The organism is Vibrio rhizosphaerae, assembly GCF_024347095.1.
In the GTDB taxonomy this organism is placed as follows: Bacteria; Pseudomonadota; Gammaproteobacteria; order Enterobacterales; family Vibrionaceae; genus Vibrio; species Vibrio rhizosphaerae.
Genome location: NZ_AP024904.1, coordinates 503,633 through 516,764 on the forward strand (window position 1 = coordinate 503,633; position 13,132 = coordinate 516,764).

10 protein-coding genes and 1 tRNA gene are annotated in these 13,132 nt (G+C 44.2%); 2 read left to right on the plus strand and 9 right to left on the minus strand.

Annotated features, from left to right (window positions below):
• Positions 1–26: 26 nt before the first annotated feature.
• Positions 27–1,172 (minus strand): acyl-CoA dehydrogenase family protein, encoded by a 1,146-nt coding sequence (locus OCV37_RS17395; RefSeq protein WP_038185050.1) that lies wholly within the window; start codon positions 1,170–1,172, stop codon positions 27–29.
• A gap of 624 nt (positions 1,173–1,796) precedes the next feature.
• Positions 1,797–4,016, minus strand: a complete 2,220-nt coding sequence (locus OCV37_RS17400; protein WP_261888171.1) for an alpha-galactosidase — start codon at positions 4,014–4,016, stop codon at positions 1,797–1,799.
• A gap of 302 nt (positions 4,017–4,318) precedes the next feature.
• Here OCV37_RS17400 and melR point away from each other — a divergent pair, with 302 nt between their 5' ends.
• Positions 4,319–5,272 carry a transcriptional regulator MelR gene (melR, locus tag OCV37_RS17405; RefSeq protein WP_038185046.1) on the plus strand — a complete coding sequence of 318 codons (954 nt, stop codon included), beginning with the start codon at positions 4,319–4,321 and terminating at the stop codon, positions 5,270–5,272.
• Between the two features lie 145 nt (positions 5,273–5,417).
• Here the strand turns inward: melR and OCV37_RS17410 are convergent.
• Positions 5,418–5,492: transfer RNA gene (locus OCV37_RS17410), tRNA-Gly, on the minus strand.
• 239 nt (positions 5,493–5,731) lie between these two features.
• Between OCV37_RS17410 and OCV37_RS17415 the strand changes: the two genes are divergently transcribed.
• Complete coding sequence (locus OCV37_RS17415) at positions 5,732–5,923, plus strand: hypothetical protein (protein WP_038185044.1); 192 nt, start codon at positions 5,732–5,734, stop codon at positions 5,921–5,923.
• An 81-nt stretch (positions 5,924–6,004) separates the two neighbouring features.
• Here OCV37_RS17415 and modC read toward each other — a convergent pair whose 3' ends face one another.
• From modC to OCV37_RS17445, 6 genes are all read right to left on the minus strand, one after another.
• Entirely contained in the window at positions 6,005–7,084 is a 1,080-nt protein-coding gene (modC, locus tag OCV37_RS17420; RefSeq protein ID WP_084717529.1) for a molybdenum ABC transporter ATP-binding protein, read from the minus strand.
• Positions 7,085–7,088: 4 nt separating this feature from the next.
• Complete coding sequence (gene modB / locus OCV37_RS17425) at positions 7,089–7,763, minus strand: molybdate ABC transporter permease subunit (RefSeq protein ID WP_038185042.1); 675 nt, start codon at positions 7,761–7,763, stop codon at positions 7,089–7,091.
• A 20-nt stretch (positions 7,764–7,783) separates the two neighbouring features.
• Positions 7,784–8,515, minus strand: a complete 732-nt coding sequence (modA, locus tag OCV37_RS17430) for a molybdate ABC transporter substrate-binding protein (protein ID WP_051680827.1) — start codon at positions 8,513–8,515, stop codon at positions 7,784–7,786.
• Positions 8,516–8,745: 230 nt separating this feature from the next.
• Positions 8,746–10,047: a GGDEF domain-containing protein gene (locus tag OCV37_RS17435; protein WP_051680826.1), complete on the minus strand. Its 1,302-nt coding sequence runs from the start codon at positions 10,045–10,047 to the stop codon at positions 8,746–8,748.
• The gene (locus tag OCV37_RS17440; protein ID WP_038185040.1) at positions 10,044–11,063 is read right to left on the minus strand and encodes an ABC transporter substrate-binding protein; all 1,020 of its coding nucleotides are present in this window, start codon (positions 11,061–11,063) and stop codon (positions 10,044–10,046) included. The genes OCV37_RS17435 and OCV37_RS17440 overlap by 4 nt, the downstream gene beginning before the upstream one ends.
• 72 nt (positions 11,064–11,135) lie before the next feature.
• Entirely contained in the window at positions 11,136–12,830 is a 1,695-nt protein-coding gene (locus OCV37_RS17445) for a HAMP domain-containing methyl-accepting chemotaxis protein (RefSeq protein ID WP_038185039.1), read from the minus strand.
• Positions 12,831–13,132 lie beyond the last annotated feature (302 nt).

Consider the following 13,132-nt stretch of genomic DNA (forward strand, 5'->3'; position numbering starts at 1 on the left):
CCTAGCCTTATTCGTAAACTGACGACTCAGAGCCCTAATTTTCTTGCGATGATGCCTCTCTGAATATCATTTGATCCGGAGAAGATTCTTGAGGGGACAGCGTCCAGTAATAACTGCATGATTCCCATTTCTTTTTCAATGGCGGAGCCCCCGAACGTCTGGATGGCATCCAAACCACACTGCACAGCCGATTCAGAAATAACTAACTTACTCATTGCAATTTCCAATTCACTATCTTTCCCTTGATCATAAAGCCAACCTGCGCGATACAGCAGTAAACGCGAGGTATCCAGATTGATTTTCATATCCACGATCCGGTTAGATACGGATTGATTTTGTGCAATTGCCCGACCAAATTGTTTTCGTTCCTGCGCATGATGAATGACTCTTTCAAGCATTCTCTCCATCGCTCCCACGTAATACGCGAACAGGCACCCTTTTTCCCAAATCATCGAATCATAAAACATCGCCCCTCCGGCACCTTCGGCGCCAACGCGATGAGACTCAGGCACAAAAACATTTTGTAAATAAACTTCTGACCATAAACAGGTTCCTAGTCCCTCTTTGGCATGGTGGCTGCCAACCGTCAGACCTTCAGCATCTTTCGGGACCAGAAAAGCACTCACACCTAAGAATCCCATTCCCGGATTCGTTTTTGCGTATACAAGGAAATAGTCAGCGACAGGCGCATTCGAGATAAAACATTTTTTCCCATTTAAACAATAACCGTCCGAAACACGTTCCGCGGTAGATTTCATCCCGTAAATATCAGATCCGGCTTCCGGTTCGGTCGCTGCGTTGGCCATAATGCAGGAGCCGTCAATCAGTCGCGGTAGATAGGTTTGTTTGAGGGTTTCACTGGCAAAGCCGCTGAAAGGGACAACACAGGCAAACAAATGGGCAGATAGTGAGAACGCCAGTCCCAGATCACTACAGCCTTTACCTAAAGCTTCAACCATAAGCATGGTTTCCAGTGTGGATAGACCGCTCCCGCCATCAGCTTCAGAAATCGGCAGGCTCGCATAACCAAACTGTGCGGCTTCCTCCCATAACTGACGATCAAAAGAGTGCGTAGCCATACGTTCCGCCGCACCGGGCTCTAATACATCCGAAGCAAAACGTAATGCCGTATCATAAAGCTCGATTTGTTGCTTTGTTAACTCAAAGTTCATGCTTATATCCTTATTAGGAATGAATGACCAAAACGGGGGCGACAGCATCCATTAAAATAAGTGCAGCACGAAAGCATTACATTGAAATGTTCTAAATGTAATTTTTAGTTTATGAGATTATTTCTTATTTTCATCAGAGATTGATAGTGACATTCAATCACTTAATTATAAAAACCTAACCTAAGCCTGTCCGTCTATATGTCGGTTTAAAACCTGCACTTTATTATTAAATATCAGGAAGCGTCTGAATTTAAATTATTAATATGGTAGTCATCATAAACACACCTTTTCTGGCATAGCTAGTCATACCTGTCATATGTTCAGCATACCGCACATATTTAATTATATTTTCAATATATAAGTATCAATAAAGGTAATACAAGCTATACAGATCAATATTTAAAATTAGTGTATTTATTCTATATTAAACAAAAGTAGTAACAGAAAAATATACTGATTTAAAAATATTAAATTTACAGATTATATGCATCGACTATGAAGGAACAATGACATTTACCGAAAAAATATATTCCATAAATAAAATCAAAGCCGCCTTTATAAATATCTTGGCGGCTCATTTCATAAGGTTTGGAGACGCAAGCAGGTCTGAATGTAACAAACCTGTTAATTCACCCGTTCTAATTTGATTAATATTGCGGTTTCCGGATCCAGAACCGGCAAGGTAATCCCGACTTCCCGGCACCAAGAACCAGAAACCTTGCCGCCCGAGAATGTCCATTGTGGCTGAGTGTGAACAATATTTTCATAAAATGATGGCTTATCCAGAATAGAAATCTGATATATCGCCTGCTGATCCAAACCGGGAATTCTTAAAGATCCGCTCAAAGCATGTGTCGGCATTGCCAGTTGTACAACGAGTACAACCGCCTCAGACTGGTCAGCAGCAACCACCGCTTGAGCCTGATGAGCATCATCATCTGTCGGAATCCGCCAGTTAATACCAGTATGAAGTAAAGGCCGTAAAGATTGGTGGAGTGCCACATAATGTGCAAAGCGCTCTTTCTCCGCAACATCCTCTTTTACCGGATCAAGCTCAATTCCCATGTGGCCAAACAGTGCTGTCAGACCACGAAATTCAATGCTGTGACGACGACGCGTACTATGGCAATGCGCAGCACCGATGTGACTTCCCATCACTTCAGGCGGGAAAAAGTAACTCATCCCACGCTGAATTCGCTGTCGCTCCAAGGCATCATTATTATCCGACGGCCAAAATCGATTCGTCCGTTTGAGGACTTCATAATCAATTCGCCCCCCACCCGATGCACAGGATTCGATACTCACATGAGGGAATTGTGACCGTAACAAATCAACCAACGCATAAAATCGCTCTGTCTGCCGGACACCCGATGCCCTTCCTTGATGTCCCGGTTGGACAATTTCACGATTCATATCCCACTTAATATAAGCAATATTATATTGACTCAGAAAATAACACAGTCTTTCATATAAATAATTAAATGCATCACTATTTTGTAAGTCAATCGCGTACTGATTCCTTCCCGTCGGTTGCTCATACCCGTCTACGGCTAATAACCAATCGGGATGCGTTCGGTAAAGCTCAGAGTTTTTATTGATCATCTCCGGTTCAAACCAAAGGCCAAATTCCATTCCTAATTGATTGACATGTTTAATAATAGGTTCAAGATCATTGGGATATTTACTTTCATCTAAAAACCAGTCTCCCAACGCAGCGGTGTCATCATTTCGGCCTCTAAACCAGCCATCATCAATAATAAATCGCTCGACACCTAATTTGGCCGCCTGAGTTGCCATCGAGATAATATATTCGGGCTTATGATTAAAATAGATGCCTTCCCATGTATTGAGATGAACAGGCCGGGAATTTGCTATCAAATCAGGTGAGCATATCGAATGACGAACATGTGCATGAAACTGTTGACTCATCCCATTCAATCCCCGATCACTGTAACTCGCGTACAGCCATGGCGTCGTCAGACTCTCTCCTTCCTCAAGTGTCATTTCACCGGGTAGATAGATGACTTCTGCCTGCATATATCGTCGGCCATCAGCTTTCACATCGACACGGAGTCGATGATTGCCACTCCATGCAAAATGAAATCCCCAGACATCGCCATGCAATTCGTCAAAATGTTGCGAGCCGGCAATCAGTGCCGGATAGTGCTCATGAGAGGTTCGTCCGCGTCGATTCTCTTGCTGATATCCCCCTTGAAGCAATGGTTGACGCTCGGTCTGAAACTCTTTCACCCAGCGTCCGTAAAATGTCATCAGCTCTTTCGCTCTCATGGGTAACGGTAATGTATTGGCAAATCGGTTAACCTGATAAGTGCCAGATTTGATGTTCGTTAACTGGTGGCGGATTTTCACAATATCATATTCGTCGATATGAATTTCAGTGCTCAGTCGAAGCCCCGCCAAAGCATCTTCACTTTCGAGATATAGTGTCTGTCCTTTTAACGCACCTTCCTGCGATGCCTGTCCTTTTAATGCATTTTCCGCCAACGACGTCTGTCCTTTTAAACTCTCGTCTTTGAACATCTGTCCTTTTGGCGATTTTTGTACCACGTTTTTCAAGGTGAAAACCGGTGCCCAGTCTTGACCATCACGATGGCCCTCAAGGCCAGGACTACTGAACACGCCACGGCCTAATTCAGGTGACACTGTCACTGGAATATCACAATCCAATCGGCCATAGGGAACCGGACGATATATAGTTGAGCAGCAACTCGCGATATCACCATAAACCTGATTGCCCCAATACAATATTTCTGCAAACTCTCCCAACTCAATGATTAACTGCGTCTGCTTGCCGGTTAATTCAATCAATTCTCGCTCTTGCATCACTAACCACTCTATGTTGTTCCGTTGAGAACAAATTAATTCACTCAGAAACAGGCAGCAAATCCAGTTCGACACACATATCACGTAATCTTACTTTTCCGGATAATTTTGTAGCATAATGCAATCACACAGTGGACTTTGATCTCCTGAAATTCATAATATATTGCTATGATATTACTTGTGTTCACCCCGTATCCGTAACATTGAATACCTTCATTCAGACTCCCTTACTTTTAGGTACTCGGTGATGACGAATCATTGTGAAATGAAGGCAATAGCAGTAAAGCAAAGGACAGAGAAGTGTGGCGAATCCAGTGACAGTCAATCAAGGCATGAACAACCGATGGACGGCACCAGCAGAAACGAACATGCCCTCCGAAACTCATCATACTCAGGTTGTTCAGCAACACGATGGCCCATTACTTGATGGTGAAGCAGAATTAAGTTTTGAGCTGCGTCAGCCCTTTTATATGCAGGAATATCACTGGCATCAGCAAATTGAAGTGAATATCCTTTATCAAGGGACACTGACGTATACGTTCAATCATACCGACGTACGAATAGAAAGCGGTCAAATGGCTGTGTTTTGGGCTGTTACGCCTCACCGGGTCAAGCAGAGCAGTGATAATGCACTGATGGGGATTGTGAATATTCCTCTTAACATGTTTTTGAGCTGGCCACTTCCTCAGGAATTTGTCCAACAGGTCATGAATGGGGGGATCATTTCCGTTTGCCATACTGACGTTGTCAGTCTTGCCGAAAATCAACGTTGGATGCATACCTACCGGGAACAGCATGAGATTCGCAATCAAATCGTTCAAGAAGAAGTCTTTTTCATGCTGCGACGGCTTTGTTCTTATGACTATCATGCAGAAATGTTTAACATGATGCGTGAAACGTCATCGCGTCATGCCAATTACACTGGCTATAAAAATGTACAGTTGATGCTTGATTATATGGCAAAGAACCACAGCAGGAATATTCAGGTTGAAGATATAGCGTCTCATGTCAGACTCCATCCTAAATATGCCATGACACTCTTTAAAAACATGCTCAGTGTTTCGCTCAAACAATACTTAATCATTATGCGCATCAATCATGCCAAGGTGTTACTCGGCAATACCCGTCATCCCATTAAAAACATTGCAACACATAGTGGTTTTAAGCACCCCAGCTCGTTTTTTGCTGCATTCAAAAACCATACGGGGATGACCCCTCAAGCATTCCGGGAGCAGAGTCAGCAGCAGTCACGATGACAGAAAGAGACAGAAAGGACACACAATTCAAATCGTCCCGATTCAAATATGGCAGACACGGTAGATAGCAGACAATTGCTCAGGTGCACGGCAAAAAATGATACTGAAGCGGGTGAGATTAAATATGAGGATCGTGAGCAGAACTTGGAGCGGGCAGCGGGAATCGAACCCGCATCATCAGCTTGGAAGGCTGAGGTAATAGCCATTATACGATGCCCGCATCTCAGCTTGAGGGCCATAAGATGCCATAACTGAAAAAAAAGAAAAGCGCTTTTTGTCTAAAACCCGTTTATTTGTACACTTCATCAGCAAATAAAGATCAATCGGTTACTGAATCATCATAAAAGAGTCATCGCAATGCCCGCCACTGGTCGGACTGCAAAAGTTTCCGCCCCGCGCTCATTTGACTACAATAACACTGAGTACCATAGTGATCTCATCGATAGTAGGAGGTGCAATATGAACATTCGTGATCGTATTGAATCACTTGAGCAACAGATCTATGTTGCTTGCTCTGACGGTGATTACCAAGCGGTCAATCATCTGGAACAACAATTAGAACGTTTACAGGGCATCGTAGAACATTCTATGAATGATGAAGGCCCATATGTACTGGAAGGCAAAGACTTCTTGGATGATGACTGGCGGTAAGCACCATAAGACCGACTTTCAAACAAATATGCCCGGATAGCGCGCACTGTTTGGGCATATTTATTCGTATTCAATTTGGGATCAGGACAATGCCACAGACTTGATCTGTGCCCATACCGACATCCCGGGCGTTAACCCCAATTCAGATGCCGATCTCATCGTAATTTTAGCCAGCAAACGGTGGTGGCTGGATAACGACAGCACCACAACGACTTGCCCCTGCTGCTCTTTACGATGATCAATATCGACAATCACAGCTGGCAAACGATTGAGCATTGTGGTTTGTTCCGGCTCATACAATGCAATACTGACATCAGAAGCCAATACCCGACAACGGTACAACTGACCTTTTTCACCAATGTGCCCGGGGGCCCAGATAGTGACACCGTCACTATCTAATTGCGTGACCCGATCCGGATGATGTTCTACCACCCGCGTGTCAAAAATACTCCCCAACGCCTCACCAAATATATCCTGATGACTGGGATCAGACATCACCACCTCAGCTTGATCACTGACGACAACCCGTCCGTTTTGGAACAACACGACATGATCAGCTAAACGGGCCAGCTCCCGTACCGAATGGGTCACATAAATCACCGGAATAGACAGCTCCTGATGAATTTTTTCCAAATACGGCAGGATCTCAGATTTCAACTTAACATCCAGCGCCGATAATGGCTCATCCATCAATAATAGTTTGGGACAAGTCAGCAATGCACGCGCAATTGCAATTCGTTGTTTCTCGCCTCCGGAGAGTTGATGAACCGAGCGCTCCAACAGATGACTCACCCCGATAAAATGACAAATACTGTCAACGGAGATGCGTCGTTTACTGACTGGGATTCGTCGATAACCGTATTCCAGATTCTGCTGCACGGATAAATGCGGAAACAATCCGGCCTCCTGAAACACATAGCCAATCTCACGCCGATACGTCGGGAGAAAGACCCCTTGTTCAGAACACTGCCAAACCTCATCGCCGACCCGTAACCACCCTTTTTCAGGGGCTTCCAGCCCGGCAATCGCTCGCAGACATGTTGTTTTTCCAGAACCGGAAGGACCAAATAACACCGTGATACCAGAAGCGGGCAAGATTAAATCAACCGCTAAAGAGAAATCCGGATAGGAGATGGCGAATGTCGCATGGATAGAACTCAAAAACTTACCTCTGCGAATAATGATAGCGATGATTCAACCAGTACATCACTAGCAAAGCAATAAAAGAGAAGGCAACCAGACTGCCGGCGAGTAGATGTGCTTTACCGAATTCAAGCGCTTCAACATAGTTGTATATTTCAACCGACATCACCCGAGTCTTGCCCGGAATATTGCCACCAATCATCAAAACAACCCCAAACTCACCCAGTGAATGACAAAACCCCATAATGGCTGCTGAGAAAATTCCCGGCCAGGCCAATGGCAGAATGACTGAACAAAAACGATCCCACGGAGAAGCTCTGAGTGTTGCGGCTACTTCAATCGGTAATTGGCCAATGGCAAGAAAAGCATTTTTCAACGGTTGTAAGACGAATGGAAAAGAATGGATCGTACAAGCAATCGCAATCCCAGCAAAAGAAAAGGGTAACGTTCCAAGATGAAGCTGTTGCAATAACTGCCCAATCACGCCTTGCGGCGAAAACAGCAGTAACAGATAAAACCCCAGAACCGTTGGTGGCAATACCATTGGCAGGGAACAAACCGCCTCCACCACACCTTTATAACGACATTTAGAAACACACAACCACCATGCGACCGGAATCCCAATCACCAGTAAACTGAATGTAACGACCCCGGCAAGTTTTAAGGTTGTCAGCACAACAACGCTGTCAATTTCCATCCCATTACCTTTGTGTTGACTTACCGATATCCGTAACTCTGAATAATACGCTGTGCCCTGTCCGTCTGCAGATAATTCAGAAATGCCTGTGCGGCTTCATTGGTCTGTCCGGCAGGCAACACCACTGCATCTTGCAGGATGGGCGCATAATCTTCACGCGGGACTTCCCAATAAGAACCGGATTGATAGTGATTATTCTGATAAACCTGAGATTTTGCGACAAATCCCATATCGGCATTTCCGGTGACGACAAACTGGAATGTAGGATTTAATCCTTTCCCTTGGACGATTTTATCCTGAATTTTCGTATATAACCCCATTTTTTCAAGAACCTGTTGTGCCGCAAGCCCATATGGTGCCAATTTGGGGTTTGCCAGCGCAAGATGTGAATACTCCCCGCTCAATAATCGTGCTTTCAACGCAATGTTCGGTTGTGCCGACCACAAAACCAACGTGCCGCGAGCATAGGTGAATTGAGCACTCGCCTGCCCGTCTTGAACCAGTTTGGTCGGTCGGATAGTATCCGCGGCAAAAAACAGGTCAAACGGAGCTCCCTGCGTAATCTGAACATATAGCTGCCCGGTCGCCCCGGTTGAAATTTCGATATGATGGGGAAACTGAGATTCAAAATCCTGACTCAGTGCTTTCATTGGTCGATAAAAATTATTCGCTACCGCAAATAAAGCCTCTGCTGACCAACAAGAGGCACTCAACAATAATCCACTCACCAAGACAATAAAACGAACTTTCATACTTATATCCCTAGCCGATAGATGATCCAACCGATTGAATATTCATCAATCGCATCAGGATATACCCAAGTCACCCTAAGATGAAGTTCCAACAAAAATTATTCAAACAAAATGATTTCCCAGACCGTATCCGCAATAAACCGTAATGCTCAGCCGGTGAGCAAAAATAATTGATTGAAACAATCTAAAACTTACAGCGTATGACGGGAAATAGGAAAGCCCTGTCAGATTCAGACCACATCAGATATATCCGGGCTTCCGATACGCTTGTCATATTTGATCTCATACATCGATTTATCCGCATGAGAGAGTAATCCTTGTTTATTTGATGCATCATCCGGAAAACAACTCATTCCGATACTGACATCCACCGAAATTTGTACATCATTGACCGAAATCGGCTGAGAAATCTCTTCTGACAATCGCTGAACTCGGGATTCAACACAGTCGAGACTGTCCAGCAAATCCAAACAAATCACAAATTCATCCCCACCGATACGTCCGGCAAAGTCAGAGGTTCGGATATGATGATGAATACGTTCGCCAATACTGCGGATCAATTCATCACCAATTTCATGCCCGTAATTATCATTGATCTGTTTAAATTTATCCAAATCTAGAAACAGGACCACCACTTTCATGCCCGATCGATTCGCTTTGACGAGTGCCTGTTCCAAATGTTCTTCAAAAGCCCGCCGGTTCAACAATCCAGTCAAATAGTCATGTTCAGACAAGAACAGCAACCGCTCTTTTTGTGCTTTCAGCTCTTCGGTTTGTCGGTGAACCTCGGTTTGCAAATCATCCCGGGACACCATGGTTTTTCTCAAAGCGCTTTTCATCTGGTGGAAAAATTCCGCCAGCGCAACAAATTCAGAATCTAAATGACTTGTCTCAATCTGACTACTCAATTTACCCTGCGATAACTCGTGAAAACCATGTTTCAGCGCCTTAAAACCAAACTGGAAATGTCGATAAATCTGCAAAGCAAATCCCCAGACAAAAGCAGAAAAAATCAATAAATTCGCGGCCGTCAGTATCAGCGTAATCTGTTGATTCTCGCGGCTTTGATTGAGTTTTTTCCTTTGCAGGTCGAGCAGCTCTTCGGTCATATTCTGCACCAACATGTTATATCGGGCATGAAGTAAATCCCGGCCGGACATCTTCCCTTCCATTTTCATGACAGATTGGCCGAATTTGGTTTCCTGAGCGATCAAAACCGATAGATTTTGATTCAGTCGGATCATACTTCTCGTATGACGATCTGAATAAGCAAACTGATCCAATTTTTCCGAGAGTTTTTTCTGTGCAGCAGACACCTGCTTCAACATATCAGCGTCTTCATACTGTAAGAATCCCCACAACTGACTACGCAGAGAATCAATACTTAACTGGATCTGCATAATCGACTCTAAATGATTCCGAGTCTGGGCTTGCTCTTTGGCTAAACTCCAAAGCGAGAAAATAATTAATCCGAACAAGAGTAGCGTCGTGATTAATAGCAGCAGTAATTTTCGAGAAATTGAACGGATCATGGTAAGACACCACCCTGTTGATCCCGTAACCGTTCTAACGCATCTGACGCAAGCATCTTACGGTAATCCGGCAATGCACCATTCACAATACCAGTATCAATGGCCCAACGTGCCTGCAACTGCAGATTGGACAATAATGCATTACCTAAAGAAAGCTGGAAAACATAGTCTTTCCAAGTGGTTTCCAGCTGAATTTTTTTGATAGAAAGCGCTTTACCGACAATACTCCGGGACGATTCAGGATGTTGATGAATCCAATCAATAGTATCTGCCAGAGCTTGCAACAAACGTTGATGGGTCTCTTGTTTTTGAATATAAAAAGATCGCATCATCAAAAGATTGAACGAGAGTTGATACACACCGCTCAAACTTAAATCAATCAAGGGCGTCTCAGATTGTGACGTGGCCTGATAACCATACGGTTCCCAGACAGATATCGCATCAACCTGCCCATCAAATAATGCAGTGGTCAGGGCTTGCGGCTTTAAATAAACTCTTTTGATCTGATCATGTGTGAGATTATGGACCAGTAACAGCGCATCCAAATAAAATTCTGAAGCACTCGCCTCAACCACACCCACCGTTTTACCAATTAAGTCACTCATTTGACGAATACCGGTCCGTTGTAATGACAACAGTTTCAAGTCATTATCCGACTGAACAAAGCTACTCAGAACCATGAAGTCTTTCCGTTTGAAACTCTCAAACATCACCACGGACTCTGAAGCGGTGGCATAGTCGGCAGTGCCTGCAAATAGCCCGCGAATACAGTCAATACCGCCATAACAAGGCACAAGCGTCACATCTAACCCATATTTGGCGAATATATCTAATTGCTTTGCAACCAGAAATGGTGAAGACAAAGGCGTCTGAGAAACAGCAATACGAATCTGAACTTGAGGCGCTTGCATCAACATGGCTTGTTCTTTATGCACTAAAAACAGAAACATAAAGAAACTGACCGCCAGAATGATCAACAGCCCGATCCATCTGAGCAAAGTAAAACGAGTGATCATCTATCCATTATCCATATTCCGCCACACCTATATGAAGATTAAGGTTCCGGGACAGCTGATGATGCCAACAATTTACCCTGACTTAACCTGAAACTGAGACATCAGATGACGTAAATCCGATGCCTGTACCGACAGATCTTCACTGGCTCGTTTGGTTTCATCTGTGCTCATCATTACAGATTGTCCAGAGTCTCTGATATGCACCATGCTACGGCTGATCTGCTCTGCCGCAACCGATTGTTGTTCACTTGCAGTCGCAATCTGAACATTGGCTTCGTTCAATTCGATGAGTGACCGTTCAATGAGATTCATTTTTTGTCTGATATCCTGAATCAATCTTGAAGAATGCCCGATTTGCTCACCGCTAACCTGAATGGCACTGACTGCCGAATCGGTATTACCGACTAATGATTCAATTAATGAATCGATTTCTTGAGTCGCTTCCTGACTCCGTGCAGCCAGAACTCTCACTTCATCGGCAACAACAGCAAAACCCCGCCCCTGTTCACCCGCTCTTGCAGCTTCAATCGACGCATTCAAAGCCAGTAAGTTGGTCTGCTCTGCAATCGCATTAACAACAGACACAAAATTTTGAATCTTGGTCGTGCCTGATTGTAAGTTGGTGATCAACGCCTGTGAATTTTCAGCACTTTTCACTAACTTCTCCGCCAGATGACTGGTTTCTTCTATCATCTGGCAACCATCTTTCACATGGGTTTCAGCCCGCTGACTGGACGTCGACGCTTCCTCGGCATTGGCTGCAACTTCAGTGATGGTCGCAGCCATTTCAGTCATCGCACTCGCAACCTGTTCAGTATTTTGCTGCTGTTGCTCAACCGCTTGCCGGTTACTGCTGGCAACCGTTGACAACTCAACCACCGAGGTCGCAATCGAATAGCTGCTGCTCATCACCGATGACACGATGTTGCCCAATGAGTTCGACATCATCTGCATCGAACCTAACAAGCGCCCGACTTCATCACGGCGATCCACCTGAACATCCAGATCGAAATTTCCCTGAGCCATTTGTTCTGCGACCGAACAGGCATAAGACAAAGAATGAACTAACTGACGACTGATAAACAGGCCAATGAGTAAACCAACGGATAGCGCAATAACCACCAATAAAACCATGCCCCATATTGCCTGCTGCTCTTCGAGCTCCGTTTGCACAAGCGATGATTCGGTGAGTTGTTCAACTTCGGCTAACAGTGCGCTAAGCTCCTGATTTTGAGCGGTTTGTTGTTCTTCAAGTTGCTGTGCTTTTACAGATAGTGCCTGATTATTTTTATGCTCAACAACCGCTTGAAGAATCTCTGCAGCGGTGTCTTCATAACGCTGATGATGGGTGATCACGGCGCTTAAATGCTGCAATAATCGTTGCTCTTTCTCAACCCCGTCATTGCGATGAGATTGTAACATCCCTTTCAGATTAGACTGTGCTTGCTGAACTTCCCGGTCAAAGGTCTGTGAAACACTACTGAAGTTTTGTTGGAGCTGGCGTAATTCTTCTGCATCAATTGCCACAGTAAAATCCGCAGCCCGTAATGCTTTTTCAACAATCAACGCACTTTGTAACTGTTTTACAGTGGCATCGCTGACAAGTTGAATCAACGGTATATGTTCATGAGCAATGCCTTTGACCTCTCCGGCGACTCGATTCATCTTCAACAGGCTGAAAGAAGAAAGAATAATGGTCAGTATTAGCATCGTTCCAACAAGAAAGACCATCTTAACAGTAATAGACTGATTCTTTATCCATTGCATAATAAAATCCGGCCGACTCTATACGTTTATATTGAACAGTCAGACGTATTCATACACTTGCTGTACAACCACGTCACAACTCACTCATTTAACTTAAGTGTATAGGGCTACTGCGTAATTGCTCAGATTTTTTTGGCAATACACCATCAAACAGACCGGTTTTGATGGTTATCGTCAGAAAAAACAATCGTTAATCTCTATCAATATAAAAATGGTCTTATAAGAACAATTCTGACTCAGTACGCTTTCCTGAGAGAACGTTTATCAGAGAAAGATTAAAAAATTCAATCAAATTGGATGGA

Excerpts from the sequence above, each read along its gene's own strand:
- modA (WP_051680827.1), bottom strand. The coding sequence starts at position 8,515 with ATGAAAGTTCGTTTTATTGTCTTGGTGAGTGGATTATTGTTGAGTGCC.
- OCV37_RS17415 (WP_038185044.1), top strand. The coding sequence starts at position 5,732 with ATGAACATTCGTGATCGTATTGAATCACTTGAGCAACAGATCTATGTT.
- OCV37_RS17435 (WP_051680826.1), bottom strand. The coding sequence starts at position 10,047 with ATGATCCGTTCAATTTCTCGAAAATTACTGCTGCTATTAATCACGACG.
- OCV37_RS17400 (WP_261888171.1), bottom strand. The coding sequence starts at position 4,016 with ATGCAAGAGCGAGAATTGATTGAATTAACCGGCAAGCAGACGCAGTTA.
- OCV37_RS17445 (WP_038185039.1), bottom strand. The coding sequence starts at position 12,830 with ATGCAATGGATAAAGAATCAGTCTATTACTGTTAAGATGGTCTTTCTT.
- modB (WP_038185042.1), bottom strand. The coding sequence starts at position 7,763 with ATGGAAATTGACAGCGTTGTTGTGCTGACAACCTTAAAACTTGCCGGG.
- OCV37_RS17440 (WP_038185040.1), bottom strand. The coding sequence starts at position 11,063 with ATGATCACTCGTTTTACTTTGCTCAGATGGATCGGGCTGTTGATCATT.
- OCV37_RS17395 (WP_038185050.1), bottom strand. The coding sequence starts at position 1,172 with ATGAACTTTGAGTTAACAAAGCAACAAATCGAGCTTTATGATACGGCA.